This window comes from Marinobacter shengliensis (assembly GCF_003007715.1).
GTDB lineage: Bacteria > Pseudomonadota > Gammaproteobacteria > Pseudomonadales > Oleiphilaceae > Marinobacter > Marinobacter shengliensis.
In genome coordinates this window covers 958,063-977,713 of the sequence record NZ_PXNO01000027.1, presented here as the reverse complement: position 1 = coordinate 977,713, position 19,651 = coordinate 958,063, and the positions used below count along the sequence as shown (strand labels likewise).

General features: G+C 58.0%; 14 protein-coding genes. 10 read left to right on the top strand and 4 right to left on the bottom strand.

Annotation, left to right across the window (positions count from 1 at the left end; translation table 11 throughout):
• The first annotated feature begins 94 nt into the window (after positions 1-94).
• From C7H10_RS17610 to rluB, 4 genes are read left to right on the top strand one after another with little or no spacing between them, the layout of a single operon-like run.
• Complete coding sequence (locus tag C7H10_RS17610) at positions 95-1,309, top strand: tryptophan--tRNA ligase (RefSeq protein WP_106695875.1); 1,215 nt, start codon at positions 95-97, stop codon at positions 1,307-1,309.
• A 37-nt stretch (positions 1,310-1,346) separates the two neighbouring features.
• On the top strand, positions 1,347-2,174 hold the full coding sequence (locus C7H10_RS17605) for a segregation and condensation protein A (RefSeq protein ID WP_106695874.1): 828 nt from the start codon (positions 1,347-1,349) through the stop codon (positions 2,172-2,174).
• 14 nt (positions 2,175-2,188) lie between these two features.
• Positions 2,189-2,857: an SMC-Scp complex subunit ScpB gene (gene scpB / locus C7H10_RS17600; RefSeq protein WP_106695873.1), complete on the top strand. Its 669-nt coding sequence runs from the start codon at positions 2,189-2,191 to the stop codon at positions 2,855-2,857.
• Positions 2,858-2,895: 38 nt separating this feature from the next.
• Positions 2,896-3,918 (top strand): 23S rRNA pseudouridine(2605) synthase RluB, encoded by a 1,023-nt coding sequence (rluB, locus tag C7H10_RS17595; protein ID WP_106695872.1) that lies wholly within the window; start codon positions 2,896-2,898, stop codon positions 3,916-3,918.
• Between the two features lie 16 nt (positions 3,919-3,934).
• Here the strand turns inward: rluB and C7H10_RS17590 are convergent, their stop codons facing one another.
• Positions 3,935-4,861 carry a GGDEF domain-containing protein gene (locus tag C7H10_RS17590; protein ID WP_106695871.1) on the bottom strand — a complete coding sequence of 309 codons (927 nt, stop codon included), beginning with the start codon at positions 4,859-4,861 and terminating at the stop codon, positions 3,935-3,937.
• A 284-nt stretch (positions 4,862-5,145) separates the two neighbouring features.
• Here C7H10_RS17590 and C7H10_RS17585 point away from each other — a divergent pair, with 284 nt between their 5' ends.
• The 5 genes from C7H10_RS17585 (at position 5,146) to C7H10_RS17565 (ending at position 15,408) form a co-directional block, all read left to right on the top strand.
• Entirely contained in the window at positions 5,146-5,826 is a 681-nt protein-coding gene (locus C7H10_RS17585; RefSeq protein WP_061332186.1) for a GntR family transcriptional regulator, read from the top strand.
• Position 5,827: 1 nt separating this feature from the next.
• Positions 5,828-9,319: a chromosome segregation protein SMC gene (smc, locus tag C7H10_RS17580; protein ID WP_106695870.1), complete on the top strand. Its 3,492-nt coding sequence runs from the start codon at positions 5,828-5,830 to the stop codon at positions 9,317-9,319.
• 121 nt (positions 9,320-9,440) lie between these two features.
• Complete coding sequence (zipA, locus tag C7H10_RS17575; RefSeq protein WP_061332188.1) at positions 9,441-10,508, top strand: cell division protein ZipA; 1,068 nt, start codon at positions 9,441-9,443, stop codon at positions 10,506-10,508.
• A 24-nt stretch (positions 10,509-10,532) separates the two neighbouring features.
• The gene (gene ligA / locus C7H10_RS17570) at positions 10,533-12,569 is read left to right on the top strand and encodes an NAD-dependent DNA ligase LigA (RefSeq protein ID WP_106695869.1); all 2,037 of its coding nucleotides are present in this window, start codon (positions 10,533-10,535) and stop codon (positions 12,567-12,569) included.
• A 151-nt stretch (positions 12,570-12,720) separates the two neighbouring features.
• On the top strand, positions 12,721-15,408 hold the full coding sequence (locus tag C7H10_RS17565) for an alpha/beta hydrolase (RefSeq protein WP_106695868.1): 2,688 nt from the start codon (positions 12,721-12,723) through the stop codon (positions 15,406-15,408).
• Positions 15,409-15,431: 23 nt separating this feature from the next.
• Here the strand turns inward: C7H10_RS17565 and C7H10_RS17560 are convergent, their stop codons facing one another.
• From C7H10_RS17560 to C7H10_RS17550, 3 genes are all read right to left on the bottom strand, one after another.
• Positions 15,432-16,064 carry a CBS domain-containing protein gene (locus C7H10_RS17560; protein WP_106695867.1) on the bottom strand — a complete coding sequence of 211 codons (633 nt, stop codon included), beginning with the start codon at positions 16,062-16,064 and terminating at the stop codon, positions 15,432-15,434.
• Between the two features lie 114 nt (positions 16,065-16,178).
• Positions 16,179-18,050 (bottom strand): bifunctional tRNA (5-methylaminomethyl-2-thiouridine)(34)-methyltransferase MnmC2/FAD-dependent 5-carboxymethylaminomethyl-2-thiouridine(34) oxidoreductase MnmC1, encoded by a 1,872-nt coding sequence (mnmC, locus tag C7H10_RS17555; protein WP_106695866.1) that lies wholly within the window; start codon positions 18,048-18,050, stop codon positions 16,179-16,181.
• 5 nt (positions 18,051-18,055) lie between these two features.
• Complete coding sequence (locus C7H10_RS17550) at positions 18,056-18,652, bottom strand: peptidylprolyl isomerase (RefSeq protein WP_106695865.1); 597 nt, start codon at positions 18,650-18,652, stop codon at positions 18,056-18,058.
• A gap of 202 nt (positions 18,653-18,854) precedes the next feature.
• Between C7H10_RS17550 and C7H10_RS17545 the strand changes: the two genes are divergently transcribed.
• Complete coding sequence (locus C7H10_RS17545; protein WP_106695864.1) at positions 18,855-19,601, top strand: cyclic di-GMP-binding domain-containing protein, MshE-related; 747 nt, start codon at positions 18,855-18,857, stop codon at positions 19,599-19,601.
• The last annotated feature ends 50 nt before the right edge of the window (positions 19,602-19,651 follow it).

Genomic DNA, 19,651 nt, shown 5'->3' with positions numbered 1-19,651 from the left:
TGTAAAGACTATAATGCCCGGTCAGCCTGATTTTCCGAGCCACCTCCGGTGGTGAAACCAGGCGCCTAATAAACAGAAATAAGGAGTTCGTGCTTTGAGTTCTGTAGATTCCCAGCAAAGGGTTTTGTCCGGTATGCGACCGACCGGCAAGCTTCACCTCGGCCACTATCACGGTGTGCTGAAAAACTGGGTGAAACTCCAGCACGAGTATGAGTGCTTCTTCTTCGTGGCAGACTGGCATGCCCTGACCACACAATACGACGACACCTCCGGTATTCAGCAAAGCGTGTGGGACATGGTTATCGACTGGTTGGCCGCGGGTGTTAACCCGGGGTCGTCGACTATGTTCATTCAGTCTCAGGTGCCAGAACATGCGGAACTGCACCTGTTGCTCTCGATGATTACGCCGCTGGGCTGGCTGGAGCGTATTCCCACCTACAAGGATCAGCAGGAAAAGCTGCGGGAGAAAGACCTGGCAACTTACGGGTTTCTCGGCTATCCGTTGCTTCAGAGCGCGGATATCCTGATGTATCGGGCCGGCAAGGTGCCGGTGGGTGCCGATCAGGTGTCCCATGTGGAAATTACCCGGGAAATCGCCCGCCGTTTCAATCACATCTATGGTCGCGAGCCGGGCTTTGAAGAGCAGGCCGAGGCGGCCATTGTCAAAATGGGCAAGAAAAACGCCAAACTCTACCGCAACCTGAAGAAGCGCTATCAGGAAGAGGGCAACATGGAGGCCCTGGAAACCGCACGGGCGCTGTTGAAAGAACAGCAGAACATTTCCCTGGGCGACCGGGAGCGGTTGTACGGCTATATCGAAGGTGGCGGCAAGGTAATCCTGCCAGAGCCCCAGCCGTTGTTGACGCCGGAATCGAAAATGCCGGGGCTGGATGGCCAGAAGATGTCCAAGTCCTACAACAACTACATCGGCCTGCGGGAAGAGCCAGACAGCGTTTCCCAGAAAATCCGCACCATGCAGACAGACCCGCAGCGGGTGCGCCGGACCGACCCGGGTGACCCGGAGAAATGTCCGGTCTGGAGTATGCACAAAGTGTACTCAGATGCCGAGACCTGCGAATGGGTGCAACAAGGCTGTCGCAGCGCAGGCATTGGTTGCCTGGATTGCAAAAAGCCGTTGATCGATGCAGTGATTGAAGAGCAGCGGCCGCTTCACGAGCGGGCCCGGGATTATGAGAAAAACCCGGATGTGGTTCGGTCCATTCTGGAAGAAGGCCGCGAACACGCGCGGGATGCGGCTCGCGATACCCTGGAAGAAGTACGCACTGCAATGGGCCTCAGCTACCGCTGAGTTTACCCTGTCGCCAATGCCAACGGCTGGAGAGGCCATGACCGACGAGACTGACGAGTTGACACACGCCCCGGCTGAGGCCGGCGCGCAGGTGCCTCTGGCTCTGGTTTCCGGCAAGCCGTTGGTGGATATCCCCAAGGATCTCTACATTCCTCCCGATGCCCTGGCGGTGTTTCTGGAGGCTTTTGAGGGTCCCCTTGATTTGCTGTTGTATCTGATACGCCGGCAAAACATGAACATCCTTGATATTGACGTGAGTGAAATTACCCGCCAGTACATGGACTACATCGGCGCAGTTGAAGCCATGCGCTTTGAACTGGCGGCCGAATACCTGGTGATGGCGGCCACGCTGGCAGAGATAAAATCCCGAATGCTGCTTCCCCGCCATGAAACCGACGATGACGAGGAACTGGACCCCAGGGCGGAGCTGATTCGCCGGTTGCAGCAGTACGAGCGGTTCAAGAAGGCTGCCGAAGATATCGATGAAATGCCGCGTATGGAGCGTGACATTTTTGCAGCGTCAGCCGCCTTGCCGAAGCTGCCTTCGTCTCAGCCCCACCCGGAAGTGGATATGCGGGAGCTTTTGTTGGCTTTGCATGGCGTTCTGAAACGGGCAGATCTATTCACCAGTCACCATGTTGAGAAAGAGCGGCTGTCGACCCGCGAGCGAATGTCCCACATTCTCTCAGTGCTTCAGGGCGACCGGTTTGTCACGTTTGAAAGCCTGTTTACCATTGAGGAAGGGCGGCTGGGTGTGGTGGTGACGTTCCTCGCAACGCTCGAACTGGTGAAAGAGCAGCTGATTGAAATTGTACAGGCAGAGGTGCTGGGCCCGATTCACGTGCGTGCCCGGGCTGCCAGCTAGGTGAAGGCCAGATTATGAACGAAGACCATCTTGCGCGTGTTCAGGCGATTGCCGAAGCCGCCCTGCTGGCGGCTGGAAAGCCCCTGTCGCTGGAACAGCTCAGAGAATTGTTTGTGGAAGACGAGCGGCCATCCCGCCAGGTGATGGAGCACGTGCTGGTGCAGCTGGACAAAGCTTGCGAGGGACGAGGCTTCGAGCTGAAAAAGGTGGCCAGCGGTTATCGACTGCAGGTGAGGGAAGAGCTGGCACCCTGGGTTGGTCGCTTGTTCGAGGAAAAACCCCAGCGGTATTCCCGGGCACTGCTCGAAACCCTGGCCCTGATTGCCTATCGGCAGCCAATCACCCGGGGTGAAATTGAAGATATTCGCGGTGTTACGGTAAGCAGCAATATCATTCGTACCCTGCTTGAGCGAGAGTGGGTAAGGGTTGTTGGCCATCGTGACGTGCCGGGTCGCCCTGCAATGTACGCCACCACCCGACAGTTTCTGGATTATTTTAACCTGACAGGGCTGGATGAGTTGCCGCCGCTGTCTGAGGTTCGTGATCTCGAGGAAATTGGCCGGGAGATCGAACGAAACATACAGGGGGAGATTCAGTTTGAATCATCCCAAAATGGCAGCAGTGACGACCCCGGACAACCCGGAGGCAACCAGGCTGCTGAATCGGAACAGACACTTCACTGATGTCAAAAGACATCGGTTAATCGGTAAGGACGTATTACATGGCGGCATCTAGCCCCGGAAAACAAGGCCCTGGAAAACCAGGTTCCAGAACCCGAGCATCTCAGGGCGATAAGGCTCTGACGGCGGGCCCTGAACGCATTCAGAAACTGCTCGCAAGAGCGGGTGTTGGGTCTCGCCGGGAGATTGAAGGGTGGATGGAATCCGGGCGGTTACAGGTTAACGGCCAGCCGGCGGAGCCAGGCCAGAAAGCCACTACGGACGACCGTTTTGAGCTGGATGGAAAGCAGCTGGATGTGTCAGCCGCCGCCCAGGTGGTTCGCAGGGTGCTGATCTACAACAAGCCCGAGGGCGAAGTCACCACCCGGAAAGATCCGGAAGGCAGGCCAACGGTATTTGACCGCTTGCCACGCCTGAAAGACCAGCGCTGGATCGCCATCGGGCGGCTGGATATCAATACCACCGGGCTGGTGTTGTTCACAACCGACGGTGAGCTTGCCAACCGGTTGATGCACCCGTCGAGCCAGATTGACCGGGAATATGCCGTGCGGGTATTTGGTGAGGTAGACGACGCCATGCAGCAGCGTTTGCTGGAAGGTGTGTTACTGGATGACGGCATGGCCAAGTTCTCTGATCTGGCACCCGCAGGCGGCAGCGGCATTAACCAGTGGTTTCACGTTACCTTGATGGAAGGGCGAAACCGGGAAGTCAGGCGACTGTGGGAGTCTCAGGGCGTTCGGGTCAGCAGGCTTAAGCGGGTGCGCTATGGGCCAATTTTCTTGCCAAGCCGTCTTACCCTGGGCAAATGGGAAGAGCTGGATCAAAAAGGTGTGGATGCCCTGAGCAAGGCCGTCGGGCTGTCTGCGGTGGATATTCCGCAAAAGACCCCCGGTGAGCAGGCGGCTCACGATCGCAGGCGACGAAAAAGTCCCGGAAAGTCTCTGCAGCGTGCCCGCAAGGGAACCTGGCAGGTCAGCGACTCTGCGCCCGCCAAGCCAAAGCGCGATGACCGCAAAGCAAGGTCAGGCGCAAAGAAGCCGGCTCGTAACAATCGGGGCGAATAAGCCCCCCAACTGTCGCTCAGGAAATACTGGCGAAAACGCGGGTGCAGTTGCGGCCCTGTGCTTTCGCCCGATATAACGCTTCGTCTGCCCGGGCCAGCCACTGCTCCGGCGCCTCGTCTGCAAGGTGGGTTGCCACACCGCAGCTGCCGGTAACCGTCAGTGGCGTCTCACCACCATCCACCCGAATACTTTCGATCGCCAGGCGAATGCGCTCGGCAACTTCCCGTGCCTCCTGCTCACTGGTGTGAGGCAGTAATACGGCAAATTCTTCCCCGCCAAATCGATACACGGTGTCTGAATTTCGAATGGCTTGTTCCAGCTTCTCTGCGGTTCTGGTCAGGATATGATCCCCAACCACGTGCCCGTGGTTGTCATTGATCAATTTGAAGTGATCCAGGTCGCACAGGATGAGGCTCCAGGGCGCGCCATGCCGGTCGGCCAGAGCGCTTGCCCGCAGCAGAGCTTCGTCAAGGGCACGTTTGTTACCAATGCCGGTCAGGGCGTCGGTCAACGCGGCTTGCTCAATGGCGATGTACTGGCAGGCGTTGCGCAGTGGGCAGATGGCTGCCGAGAGCATCATCTCCAGGCCAGTAAGTTCTTCGTCTGTAAACTTTTGCCGGCGCTGAAACGCGAGCGTGCCATAGTAACTTCCTTCCAGCGTGAGGCGGTATTCGCAGCGATGGGGCCCGCCCATACCGGTTGAGAACACAAAATCCTGCCGGGCAATCCGATGCCGGTAATTGAGGGCATCAAACGGGATGGTTTGTGCAATCTCGTCTGCGATGATACCGAGTTGGGTTTCCAGTGACAGGGTGGTAGACAGCCGTTTGGCGAGCTTGGTGAGAACATCAGGGGACTGGTTCCAGTCATGAAACGACTGCTTCAGGGCGGCCAGCCTGGCCGGCTGCGTCTTTGACGGCTGAATCGAAGTCAGGTTTTTCACAATGGCTCGCTCTGCTTCTGGAAACGGGTGTAGTTACAGTCTCATCAGCATGAACTGTGCCATTGAAAATAAAGGTATTATAAACAATGGAATATGATGCTTTCTTTATTTTATTTTGAGGTTTTGACAGGGTAATTGTCCGAAAGCGCCATTTTTCCGGCAGGGCATTGCCGCTGGTGCAAAACCTGCAATCAAAATGTCAGACAAGGGGTGGGGCTGGCCGGAGGCTGTGATAAACTTCTGCGCTTGACCATGTCCTGTCATAACAAGAGAGCATCAGGTTTATGAGATTTCAGGCACCGGAGAGCCTTTCAGAGCAAATCGCGCAGCATATCGGCCAACGGATCATCATTCGTGATCTCAAGCCGGGGGAGCGGATTCAGGAACTGAAGGTGGCCGGTGAGCTGAATGTCAGCCGTGGCTCGGTGCGCGAAGCGCTGCTGATACTTGAGCGCCGCCACCTGGTGGAGATCTTTCCGCGCCGGGGGGCGGTGGTGTCTGACCTGACCCCGGGTTCGGTCAACGCCCTGTACGATATCTACATCGATCTGCTATGCATGCTCGGGCGCAAAGTGCTGGAGCGGTGGTCCGGTTCCGAGCTTGGTGGCGTGATGAGCCAGGTCAAGGAGCTTCAGGCGGTCATTGATGCACTCAATTCCAATGCCACTGATGCCGCGGAACAGGTCATAGACGCCGGCTTCGGCGTCATGCGTTACGCCTACCGATTGGTCGAAAACCCGTTTCTTGAAGAAACCCTTGAGAATTTCCGGCCCGCCATCAGCCGCACCTATTACGTAGCCCTTGAGCATTTCCGAAGTGAGATCGCCGAAACCGGCACTTTCTTCCGTCATCTGGCAGATGCGGCGGTTAAGGGCGATTCAGCTCTCCTGGAGCGGGTTATCCAGGATTTCGGCGAACACCAGAGAGCACAGGTTTTGAGCATTCTCACGGAGGAGAACGCCTGATATGAGGCTCAAGTCCATCAAGCTGGCTGGCTTCAAGTCGTTTGTTGATCCCACTACGGTGCCATTCCCGTCCAACATGACGGCGGTGGTGGGGCCAAACGGTTGTGGCAAGTCCAACATCATTGACGCCGTGCGCTGGGTGATGGGTGAAAGCTCCGCCAAGTATCTGCGCGGCGAGTCCATGACGGACGTCATCTTTAACGGCTCCAGTGCCCGCAAGCCAGTCGGCCAGGCGTCTATCGAACTGGTGTTCGATAACGGTGATGGCACCGCGCCTGGTGAATTCGTCAAGTTCAACGAAATTTCGGTCAAGCGCCGTGTGTCCCGTGAAGGGCAATCGGAATACTTCCTGAATGGCGCCAAATGTCGCCGCCGGGACATCACCGATCTGTTCCTGGGCACCGGCCTTGGCCCTCGTAGCTACGCAATCATCGAGCAGGGCATGATTTCCCGGTTGATTGAGGCGAAGCCTGAAGAGCTGCGCGTATACATCGAGGAAGCCGCGGGAATCTCCAAGTACAAGGAACGAAGGCGCGAGACCGAGAACCGGATCAAGCGCACCCAGGAGAACCTGGAACGGCTTACCGACCTCCGCGAGGAGCTAGGGCGCCAGTTGCAGCATCTGGAGCGGCAGGCGGCCGCGGCCGAGAAGTATAAGGCCTACAAGCAGGAAGAACGGCAGAAAAAGGCCGAGCTTACGGTGCTGCGCTGGCAGGCGCTGGATAATGACTTACAGTCCTGGCGTGGAAAGATTCGGGATACCGAGCTCGAGCTGGAAAAACTGCTGACCGAACGGGTTAATCTGGAAACCTCCCTGGAGTCGCTTCGGGAAGACCACCACGAACGCACCGAACATTTCAATCGGGCCCAGGCACGCTACTACGAAGCCGGCGCCGATATTGCCCGGATTGAACAAAGTCTGGAACACCAGCGGGAGCGTAGTCGTCAGACCGCCGCAGAGCTGGATCAGGCCATGGCCAACCAGCGTGAGCTCGGGCGCGAGCTTGAACAGGATGAACAAAAGCTGGCGGGCATTCAGGAAGAGCTCGATATGATCGAGCCGGAGCAGGAAGCCCTGGCCCTGCGTTCGGAAGAATCCGGAGAGAAGCTCCAGCTGGCCGAAGACGCCATGAGTGACTGGCAGCACCGGTGGGAGGAGTTCAGCACCCGGTCATCCGACGCTCGGCGCCAGGCGGAACTCGCCCAATCCCGAATCCGCTCCCTGGAAGACGCTATTGCCCAGCTGCACAATCGTCATGGCAAATTAACGGACGAGCAGGCGTTGCTGGAAGAGCAGCTGGACCGGGCCGAACTTGATGAGCTGCTCGAACAGCAGGAAACCCTCGAGCTACAGCGTGAAGAGGCAGCGGAGCGTATCCAGGCGCTGCAGGATGACGTATACCAGAGCCGGCAGAAGCTGCGGGAAGCCGAGCAGGGTGTTGCCGAACGCCGGCAACGGGTGCAGAGCCTGAAGGCTGCCCTGGATTCCCAGATGGCCTTGCTGGATGAACAGATGGGCGGCCATGACGACACCTTGCAGGGCTGGTTGCGGGATAACGGTTTGTCGGATGCGCCCAGGGTCGCCGCCGCATTGCGTATTGAAGATGGCTGGGAATTTGCGGTAGAGCAGGTGATTGGCCGGTTCAGCCAGGGGCTTGCATTGCCGGGCTTTGACCACCTTGTTGACGCCCTGGACAGCGCGCCAAAAGGCCTTGCGCTGGTGTCTTCGGGCACTGAACCAAGGCCTGCTGGAGGGTTGGCGGCGAAGGTGGATGGCGTGGGTGCCATCAGTCATCTGCTTGCCGGTATTGATACAGCAGACTCCACCAGTGACGCACTGGCGCGCCGGTCCCAACTTTCCGCCGGTGACAGCTTGATTACCCCTGAAGGCGTCTGGGTTGCTCGCGATTGGGTCTTGATGCCCGACTCCGAAGCCGGGCAAATCGGTGTCATTGAGCGCCAGAAGAAAGTGAGCGAGCTTGAGGCACGTCTGCAAGAGGCGGAAGAGCTGCTTGAGCAGGCGGTCGAGGCACTGGAGTTGCTCCAGGAACAGGGCGAGCGTGCTGAGTCGGCCAGGGAAGAAGCCCAGGCCCGTTTGAGTGACGCTGAGCGGGAACTCGGTGCGTTGTCCTCAAAAGTTAGTGGTCTGAAAGCCCGGGCTGAACAGATTGATGCCCGCCTTGCCCGTATCCGGGATGATATAGAAGATGTGGCCGGAAACCTGGAACAGCAGAAGGAAGATCTCGAATCCGCGAGGGAAGAATGGAACCTGGCGCTGGCTTCCACCGAGGACAGTGACGAAGAGAAAGAACGGCTGCTGGAGCAGCGTGATACCTTGCGGGAGAATCTCGACAGGCTCCGCCAGGAAGCCCGCCACGACCGGGACCATGCCCACCAGTTGCAGTTGCAACTGCAGTCATTGCAAAGCCAGCGCGATGGTTTGAAGCAGACCATCGAACGCATGCAAATGCAGAAAGAACGGCTGGAAGAGCGTCTTGATATGCTCCGGGAAAGCCGAGAGAGCGCTGAAGAGCCACTGGAAGACCTGCAACTTCAACTCGAGGGGCTTTTGGAGCGCCGGTTGGCGGAGGAGGAGAAGCTTTCGGCCGCCAGGGACGCCCTGGAAGACATTGACCGCGAGGTACGGGAGCGGGAGCAGGGCAGAAGCCGCACTGAGCATGTGGTGGGTGAGGTACGTGCGCGGCTCGAAAAGCTCAATTTGGAATCCCAGGCGCTCGAAATCCGGTCTGGTAACCACATCGAGCAGCTCAAGGAGCTGGATGTAAAGCTCCAGGAAGTGCTGGGCCAGTTGCCGGAAGATGCCGATGAGAAAATCTGGGCCGAAGAACTGGAGAAGATTGGTAACCGTATCCAGCGGTTGGGGGCTATTAATCTGGCAGCCATCGAGGAATATCAGGTACAGAGTGAGCGAAAGACCTACCTGGATGAGCAGCACAACGACCTGATGGAAGCCCTGGAAACCCTGGATACCGCCATTCGCAAAATAGACCGGGAAACCCGCCAGCGCTTCAAGGAAACCTTCGATCAGGTTAACGGTGGCCTGCAGGCGTTGTTCCCGAAGGTGTTTGGTGGCGGCAATGCCTATCTGGAGCTGACCGGCGAAGACCTTCTGGAGACCGGCGTGGCGATCATGGCGCGGCCACCGGGCAAGAAGAACAGTACCATCCACCTGCTGTCCGGTGGCGAGAAAGCCTTGACTGCGATTGCCCTGGTATTCTCTATCTTCCAGCTCAATCCGGCGCCTTTCTGTATGCTGGATGAGGTAGATGCCCCGCTGGACGATGCCAACGTTGGCCGTTACGCCAATATGGTGAAAGAGATGTCCAAACAGGTACAGTTCATCTACATTACCCACAACAAGATCGCCATGGAAATGGCGGACCAGTTGATGGGCGTCACCATGCACGAACCGGGTTGCTCCCGGCTGGTTTCGGTGGATGTCGACGAGGCGGCAGCCTTGGCGGAGGCTTGAGGGTTGGCGAAAAAGCCGTCAACCATGACAATAACGCCATCTCGGCCCGGAGTGCGTTGTATTCATTACGGGCTTTTCTTAGAGTAGCAACGTTCCGAACTGCAAACAGGACAGCAGCACTATGTCACTTAGGGAATGGTTAATTGCCATAGGTACCCTGGTTATTCTTGGAATCGTCATTGATGGTGTTCGGCGGATGCGCCGGGCCCGTAAGGAATCCATGGCGATTTCCTCCGGAATGGGCGCGGATGATCTGAAGGATTCCCCGCTCGATGATGATTACAATCCAGAACTTCCCAATGGTGGAGCCCGAACCGTATCCAGGGGAACCCTCGAAGAGCGGGGCTACCTCAAGCGAGACACGTCAGAGGATTTCGGCAGTTCGGACGATGACGACGTTATGCTGGAATCGGGGTGGGGCGCGACCGACGACAACATCGACGATGGTGTCCTGGGTGAGCCAAGAGTCGTGAATAGCCGTTCCGAGCGTTCAGTAGAACCACCGGCGGGTGAGGCTGAGGAGGTCTACGACGACGAAGTCTCCGCCCGGCCGGTATCAGAGCCCGAACTGCCGCCAGAACCGGAGCCGGCACCGGAGTCAGCACCAGAACCAGAACCGAAATCTCGTCCCGCAGCAAAAACCCGAGCGAAAGAACCTCCTGTGTTGACCACAGAGGTTGAGGAAGATACCGCTCGCCGGGAAGCGGCACCGGGCCCACGCAAAAATCAGCCGTTGGCGGGAGCCAATCGCCCGGAAGCCAGGGAAGTGCTGGTGATTAACGTATTGGCGCGTAACGGTGAGGAGTTCCAGGGAACGATACTGAAAAAGCTGTTTGAGGCCTGCGGTCTTGAACATGGCGACATGGACATCTATCACCGGCATGAAGGTGCTGACACCACCACGCCAGTGCAGTTCAGCGTTGCCAACGCGGTGGAGCCGGGAACCTTCCGGCCCCAGGATATGCCAACGTTGAACACTCCCGGAATCAGTTTCTTCATGAGCCTGCCCGGGCCATCCAATGCCATGCAGGCCTTCGAATTCATGCTCGAAACCGCTCAGTGCGTTGTGCGCAATATGGGCGGTGAACTGAAAGACGAGCGCCGCAGCGTAATGACTCCGCAGACGATCGAGCACTGCCGGCAGCGCATCCGTGAATTCGAACGTAAACAGCGTTCCCATCGGGTATAACACTTAATCAGGACATTCGATCCGATGAGCCAGGTTTCTGCCGATATCCAGCAGCGCGTGGAACAGTTGCGCGCTGCCCTGGACGATCACAATTACTACTATTACGTTCTGGATGACCCCAGGATACCCGATGCTGAATACGATCGGCTGTTCCGTGAACTCCAGACACTGGAAGCGGACTACCCGGAACTTGCCACAGATAACTCGCCTACCCGGCGGGTCGGCAGTGCCGCGGAAACCAGCTTTGAAGAAATCACCCATCGATTGCCCATGCTGTCATTGGACAATGCGTTCAGTGACGACGAGCTCCGTGATTTCGACCGCCGAGTGCGTGATCGCCTGGCAACCGAGGATCCGGTGGAATATGTCTGTGAGCCCAAGCTGGATGGCCTTGCGGTCAGCCTGCACTATGAGCAGGGTGTATTAACTCGGGCCGCCACCCGAGGCGACGGTTATACCGGTGAGGATATCACGGCCAATATACGCACCATTCCGTCAGTCCCCTTGACCTTGCGGGGCGACGACTATCCGGATCTGGTGGAAGTTCGGGGTGAAGTCTATATGCCCAAGGCGGGGTTTGAGCAATTGAACCGGCGCCTCGCTGAGCAAGGCGAAAAGCCCTTTGTAAACCCCAGAAATGCCGCTGCCGGTAGCCTGCGCCAGAAGAAATCAACAGTCACCGCCAAGCGCCCCCTGGAGCTGTGTGCCTACAGCATGGCGGTCACCGACGAAAGCCTGCTGCCTGAAACCCACTGGGAAAGCTTGCAGCGGGTTCGGGGCTGGGGGTTTCGTATTAACCCGGAAATGCGCAAAGCCAAGGGGGTTGAAGCGTGCCTCGAGGCGTACCAGGAGCTGATGGCCAAGCGCGACACGCTGCCATACGAAATAGACGGTATCGTGTTCAAGGTGAATCGCCTGGATTTGCAGCAGCAGCTGGGCTTTGTGTCCAGGGCGCCCCGGTGGGCCATTGCCCACAAATTCCCCGCCCAGGAAGAACTGACCGTTATTGAAGATGTGGAGTTCCAGGTGGGCAGGACCGGGGCTGTCACGCCCGTTGCCCGGCTCAAACCGGTGTTTGTGGGTGGCGTGACCGTTTCCAACGCAACACTCCACAACATGGACGAGATTCGCCGGCTGGATGTGCACATCGGTGATACGGTGTTCATACGCCGCGCTGGAGATGTCATTCCGCAAGTGGTGAAGGTGGTTCCGGAGAAACGCCCGAAGGGCGCAGCGGAAGTGGTCCTGCCGAGCCAATGCCCGGTCTGTGACTCGGACATCGTCCAGATAGAAGGGGAGGCTGTCGCCCGTTGTTCCGGGGGGCTGTACTGCCCCGCCCAGCGCAAGGAAGCCATTCGCCATTACGCCTCCCGCAAGGCCATGGATATCGAAGGTCTGGGTGACCGGCTGATTGAAGTGCTGGTGGATGAAGGCATGGTGAACACCGTCGCGGACCTGTACCGACTAACCAAATTCCAGTTGTCCAGCCTTGACCGTATGGGGGATAAATCAGCAGGCAACCTTGTGGCGGCCATTGACCGGGCCCGTAAGCCGGTGCTGTGGCGGTTCCTCTACGCCCTGGGTATTCGTGAGGTGGGTGAGGCGACCGCGAAGTCCCTGGCATCGCATTTCGGTACCCTTGAGGCAATTTCAGCCGCCGATGACGAGGCGCTGCAGGCGGTACCGGACGTTGGTCCCATCGTGGCCGGCCATATTCGCAGTTTCTTCGACCAGCCCCACAACCAGGAAACCCTGCAGGCTTTGAAAGACACCGGGGTAAGCTGGCAGGAAGAACAGGTTGTCCCTGCCGAGGCCAAACCCCTGGCCGGCGAAACCTGGGTGCTGACCGGCACCCTGTCACAGATGACCCGGGACCAGGCGAAGGAAAAACTGGAGAAGCTGGGAGCCAAGGTCGCGGGCAGCGTTTCGAAGAAAACCGCCTGCGTGGTGGCGGGTGAGGCTGCTGGCTCCAAGCTGACCAAGGCAGAACAGCTGGGAGTGCCTGTCCTGGATGAAGAGGGGCTTCTCGCCCTCTTAGAGGAGCATGGCGTAGCAGGCTGATGCGGGCCCGGCCGGTGAATCTGAGAACTCGCGCAGATCCGGCAGGGCGCAAATTGGCTAACATGGCGTTGATCTGTAACGGTGTGTAAACCGGGAGCGTTATGCCCCGCTGGCACCGCCATAACAACAACGTCATGAAACGGATTTTTGCATGCGCGCCGATCTGCTCCCCCGCACCTCCTCCTCTGGCCGTCTTCTTGGCCTGGCCCTGATCGCACTGATGTCTGCCGGCTGTAAAACCGAAAAAGACCCCGACCAGCCCACGCTGCTTGGCGCGCCGCCGACCACGGCCTACCTGGGGGTTGAGTATTACTACAACTGGGGAGCCTATGGCGGCGAGAGCATTCTGGATTACTCGCTGACGAACGCCCCCTCCTGGCTCGCGCTGGAAGACACCAGCAATAAAGCCCGCCAGGGCATCATCATGCGCGGCGTTCCTGGACTGTCCGGGGGCGCGAGAGGTGAGGCGGACCTGGGCAGAAACGACAACATCGACATTGTCACCACCGATGGCCGCATGGCCGGGTTCCAGCCTTTTGATATTGAAGTCAAACGGAATGTAGTGACGCTGGAGGCGCCGTCGTTCACCGAGGGTGAGAGCCCGGACATTCCTGACAGCTCCCGAACCCGTTGTGAACTGCCTGCACTGGATGTGGTCGGCGAGCATGACTATGAGATTGACCTGTACAACGAGGATGGCTCGTTTAAGGAGTCCAAGGCAGTTACTTCGCCAACCAATCGCGTGTTTGCAAAGGTTCTTTTGGACCAACCCTCCGTGACAAGGGTTTCCATCGCGTTCGAGCTGCGCTCGGAATTCGATGAGAATAAGTGTGACGACGAGGAAAGCCCACCGCACCAGCGGTGCGAATACAGCAGTGACAACCTCGGCCGTGCCATTATCGGTAACGACATTGTCGCGCAGGGCAGCAACACCGCGTTCCCGGTGGATGAACAGGGCGAGGAGCTGACCTACATCGAGTACTACGAGAACGACGCTGGCATCAAGGATCGGGGGCTGATTACCCTCGAGCCAGGTATCACCGAGTGCTACATTCCATTGGAAGTCATTGACGACACCATCCCCGAACCGTCCGAACTGGCGCAGCTTCATTTAACAGAGGTACGCACGGGCATTGCCTCCCTGGGCGCATCGGACACCGGTGTGCGAACCAACCTGACCGTTCGTGACAATGAACCGACGGTTGCCATCGAAACCCTGAAGGGCGGCCCGCGAGATACGTTGAACACCGGTACAACCGGGCAATATCGGGCCACGCTGTCCGGTGATAGGGAGGACGTCATCAAAGTCCGTTTGACGCACGCCCAAGGCTCCACGGCACGGCTGGGAACCGAGTTTGTCATTGAGCAGGAAGGCGTGGAGAACGATACCTTAAGCTTTCCCGTTGGCCAGAATGAATTGCTTTTCGAGGTCCGTGTCAGTGAGAGCTATTCAACGCCGGAGGACCTGCACGACCGATTTGCGAACCTGGCGGTAGACAGCCGGTTCCAGGCGGGCCGGGAAGGTTTTGCCAGAGGTGCCAGCGATAACCTGTTGAGGCTCAGCTTCAATCGTCTGAAAGAGTCTATTGTCTGGAATGACGGATTTGTTGCGACGGACTTTACCGTTGGTCATGGCGGTCGCTACTTTGTCGCCGGGAGCAACAACGGCCAGGTTCAGGTGCGCATTCATGATCAGACTGGCGCCCTGCTGGGCGACCCCGTAGTCGTTGCCGATCTCGCAGATGCCTCAGCCCGCCCCGATGTGTTCGTGGATGTGGCGGAGCGGCGGGTCACCGAAGACACGGTCCGGGTCACCCGATATGAAATGGCCGTGGCATTCACTACTGACGAGCCGGTTGGCTCAGGCGATGCCGGGGCCGGAGATAATGTAATTGTAGGCGTTTATCGACTAAGTGAAGGAGAGTATCAGCTGCGTTGGGATGACCTGTTCCGGATGGGCACCTCCGGGCATGACCGTGTTCGATGGATAGGGCTCAACCCTGGCAGTGGCTATGTTGCGATCGCGGGTGAAACCGACGGCGTATGGGGTGGAGAGTCGTCGGCCGGCGGTATCGACGCATTCCTGACCCGAATCGATACCATACCCGATGGCGATGCACTGGTGCCAACGGTCGCCTGGACGCGCCAGGTGGGTTCTGAGGGTGATGACCATGTGGTGGGCGGCAGTGTGGCCGCTCTCAGCCCCCTGCTGTTTGGTTTTGCGCCATCATCGATCGACGGCACGGCGGTTACCGGCCCCTTTTTCTTCGGTGGCAGTGCCTCGGGGACAGTGTCGGTTTACCAGGTTGGAGAAGAATCCGCCGAGGTTCTGCGGCACGGGTTTTATGGCGATGGTAGCGCGTGGCTGATTGGTGACGGCCCCTTTGAGTATCGAGTGGAAGTTAACGAAGATGACGCTGACGAACTTATTCGCACACGTATGAACAGCCGGGCCGGGTTTGCTCTGGGTTACAGTACCTTGGGTGCCATTGGCAGTGCATTGTCGGCCAATGATCAGAATGACACTGCCATTGTAGAGCTGAGCCAGGGCCTGCTGTTTAACGGCGATATGGTCATTGCCGGTTCCACCGATGGGGTCTTCGCTGAAGGCGCTGGAAATCCCTCCACCCGCCATGCAATCCTGGCAAGGCTGAATCGTGGTGATGACGAAGCGGCTTATCGGAGCTGGCGCATTCAGCCTGATGTTGAGGGGTTGAATGTGTTAAGGCTGAAAAACTATCGGGATGATGAAATTACTGCGTTGGTAGACCTGGGTGGTGAGCTGGCAATTAGACTGTTCGGCCCGGAGGGCGATGCACTGACCTCCGAGAACCCTTAATGGCTTTAAAGGGGGGCGAGGCCTTAGACGGTCCCCTCCTGCCGGCTGGCGCTGGCATACAGCTTCAGGTAGTCGGTACTGGTCACAATGCCTGATGGCTGGCCTTTTGCGTCAACGATCAGTGCCGCGTTCAATTGGTGTGCAAGCATAAGCCGTGCGAGTTGATGTGCGTCGGTTTCCGGAGAGGCGGTCAGGAAAGCTGGCAGTTCAACCTGAGACAGGCTCTGATTTACGGCTTGTGACGGGTTTTCGTGGAGCCAGGCGAGTAGCCAGCGCAGGTCAATCAGGCCTGCAACGTTGTGGTCGGCCAGGATGACCAGATGGTGCACATTGTTGTCTTCCATGCTGGACATGGCCTCACCCATGGAAGCCGTAGCGGGTACAGAGTACAGCGCCGGTGAGCAAATGGCGGAAACAGGCAGGTACACACGCTCCTCGCGCCGTTCGCCGGCGGCTGCGGCGCCATACTCCTGGAGTGCACGGTGGCGGCCGCTGTTAGCGGCCTGCTGAAACTCCGCGTCGGTTGCCTCGCTGTGGCCCGGTGAAATCGCGCCGGATTCCGTCAGCTCGGTGACGTCGCCAACGCGACGGCTTCGCAAGGCTTCCGGCAATCGGGTGCCGATTGGTCGCCCCGGCTCACTTACGTGAATAGACATTCCACTAACTCTCCCATGTGACTGCTGCAACATCCCAATGCAGAGCAGCTCCTCTAATGGTAACGGCTGAATGTCACAAAACTGTAGGCCGGCTTCATTACGCCTGGGTAAGTGTCAGGTTCGGTATAGCCGCCCCGTTTCGAGTCGCTTTGAGAGCGGCGCAGGCAAGCAGTGGGGCTGGCCGCTGATAACATCTGCCAGATATTCTGCCAGCAAGGGTGCCCAGACCAACCCTTTGCTGCCCAGGCCGGTCAGCAGATACAGGTCGTTAAGGTGGTTCCCTTCGGTGTCCCGCATGTGGCCGGCCACAGGCTGGTAATCGTGCGTGGTACAGCGAAAGGCCACTCGCCCTTGCAGCTGATCGGGATCTGGCACCGATTCTTTGGTTACAGACGGCAGAATCCGTTTTAGCTCGTCAAGGTTTTCCTGGTGGCCTGCGGGGGTTGGGTAGGGGGTCTCGTCCTTAAGGTCAAATGTCGCCCCGGTGACTGCACTGCCGCCTTGAACAGGGTTGAGATACTTTGTCCCGCAGATCACCGTTTGGGGTAGGTTGAAGTCTGCCTCCGGTAGTTCAGTAACCTGACCGCGGATCGCTTTCAAACGGAGCTGCCCGGCTACGGGCACCAAGGCGGGGCTTTCGTGGCCTCCGGCAATGATCACCGCGTCTGCGCGGCAGTCTTCGCCAGAGTGATTGCGGATACACCATTGATTGTTACATGGCAGAAGGTTGACGACCTGGTAACTGAATCGTGTTTCGATCAGCGGGTGCTCAGCCAGCTGCTGACAGGCCTTTGCAGGCTCAAGCCAGCCAGAACCGGGAAACCAGAGACCGCCAGTATCGACGGGAATCCCTGCCAGTTCGCTCGCCCTGATTGCATCCACGGGTTCCAGCAGATTATCCGGGTATTCATTGCGCTCGCAGAACCGCCGTTGGCGGTCAGCTTCCTGATCATCGGTCGCCAATTGCAGCAGCCCCGTTGGGTGCCAGAAGCGGTTTTGCCAGGGCCGATAGAAACGTTGGCTGAAACTGAGGGCAGTTGCGGCAAGCTCAGTCTGTGCGTTGTACTCCACACCAAGTTTTACATAGAGCGCGCCCTGGGGATTGCCAGATGCCGCAGAACCGGCGTGGGGCGCCTTGTCCAGCAGCAGCACCCGAACACCCCGTTCCGCCAGATTGCGGGCGAGCAGGGTGCCGGCAATTCCTGCACCGATAACGGCAACCGTGCCAGTTCTCGCCTCTTGATTAGTGGTATTCCCTGGCGTGTATATACCTGCAAGCATTTCCCGCTTGCGGCCAAAGCCGGGGGCTTTTGCGATCTCGAAGCCGGCCTCTGCAAGGCTGCGCCGCACACGGCCAACGGCGGTAAACGTGGCCAGGGTCGTTCCGGGCTTGCTATGGCTGGTGATCAGACCAATGGCATCGTCCAGCCACATGTCCGGGTTTAACGACGGGGCGAAGCCGTCAAGGAACCAGGCGTCGGCGGTAAAAGTGAGATCGTTCCAGGCATCCAGGACATCGCCAAAATACAGGGTCAGCCGAACCCGACCTCCGGCCAGCACAAGCCGGTGAGTGCCCTTGATCAGTGGAGGGTAATGTTCGATAAGCTCCGTTGCCAGGGGGCTTAGCTCGGGCCAGTACGACAGCGCCTTTTCGAGGTCTTGAAGGCGCAGGGGAAATCGTTCTACCGACACAAAGTGCAGAATGGCGTTGTCATCGGCGGGGCGCTGCTTTAACCATTCCGCCCAGGCGGCGAGAAAATTCAGGCCCGTGCCAAAACCGGTTTCAGCGATCACAAAGTGGCCGGTGTCTGGCACCTGCTGGAACCGCTCCGGCAACTGGTTATACCCGATAAAAACATACCGGGTTTCTGCCAGGCCGTTGTCCCTGCTGAAATATACGTCTCCAAACCGGGTGGATTCGGGTACGCCGTCGCGCCAGATAAGATCTGCCGGCTCCATGGCCGGTGGCAGGCAGGGGGAGTGCATAGGGCTCAGTCTTCAATATTAACCAGAGTCACTTTCTCGATCACGACGGCCTGAACCGGAACATCCGCCATGCCCTGGCGATGTCCGGTTTGTACGCCGGCAATCTTGTCGATCACGCCCATGCCCTCGGTGACTTTGCCAAAGACCGCGTAGCCCGCACCACGCACACCAGCATTCAGGAAATCGTTTTTGGCGACGTTAACAAAGAACTGAGAGGTTGCTGAGTTTGGGGAGCTGGTTCGGGCCATTGCCACGGTGCCCCGAAGATTAGGCAGGGTTGCTGAGGCTTCGTTAACGATGGGGTTTTTGGTCTGTTTGCGGGCCATGGTTTCGGTTAATCCGCCGCCCTGAATCATAAAGCCGGGAATCACCCGGTGAAAGATCGTACCGTCGTAGAATCCGTCTTCGACATAGGAGAGGAAATTCTCCACGGTTTTGGGGGCTACGTCAGGGCGCAACTCAAGCTCAAAGGCCCCTTCAGAGGTAACAAAGCGAACCTTCGGCAGTTCTTCGGCCTGAATAGGAGTGGCCAGCATCAGGGCAGCGATGGCGGCAAACAGGACGGACATCACAGTTAATACGGGTTTTACGGTATTTGTCATTTCAGAGGCTCTCACAGTTTCAGTTGTTATCAGGAATCCTGAGACAATCCGGATAGAACAAAATTAGCGAAGATCTTAACAGATCCTTACCTGAATAAGTGCAAATCAGAACAGCGTAGGCCAGGGGATTGGGCTACGCTTTAATCATTATCAATACCGGGCCTGGTTGTACGGTGATCACTCTGAATGCGGGAGGAGCCTAGTGAGAATCCGTAAGGGGTTTGAAGAAAAGTCCCGGCTTGGCCGGTTGTTGATCAATCGTGGCTATTTGTCGGAAGGTCAGCTGGACGAGGCGTTGTTGTTGCAGCGGGAAACCGGGCAGCGCCTGGGCGAAGTGTTGATCGCCGCTGGCTGGGTGACTGACAAGGAACTGCATCGCGTTCTCAAACACCAGGCCCGTTATCGTAATGCGGCAGCGCTGGTTACCATGGTGACGTTGCCGTTTCAGCCGTTGGTGTCGCTGGCGGCCGGCAATACCAGCGCGGCATCCATGCCTGCGCAGGCCGGTCAGTTATATGAAAAGGGGGGCTTTGCGCCTTTGTCTGACAGCGATATGGCCGGCGTAACGGCTCAAAGCAGTGTGGGCTTGCTGGAGCGTATTGAAACGGTTGCCGCAATGCCGGGAAATGCTGGCGGCGCGGTTGATGACCCGGAACTCGCCGGACTCGATTCAGTAGAGGGAATCAAGCTGGCCGCCAACATTTTTGTGCCAGTGCTCAGTTTCCTCGATTCCGACCTGACCATCTCTGGTGTTCACTACAGGGAGGGTGAGTCCCGCTATTCCATTCGAGAGGATGGCGCCTTGAGGCTGGCGTTTCCCGAACGGATTGAGGAGATCCGGATGGACAATATCCGCGTGAGTGGCAATCAGAGTCCATCCATGGGGAACGTCAGCATTCACAACATACGGTTTCATCCGGATTCCCAGATGACGATCTACACCCGTTAATGAACGGGTAAGGTGAATCTAACGAAAAACGCCCGGATAGCTCATCCGGG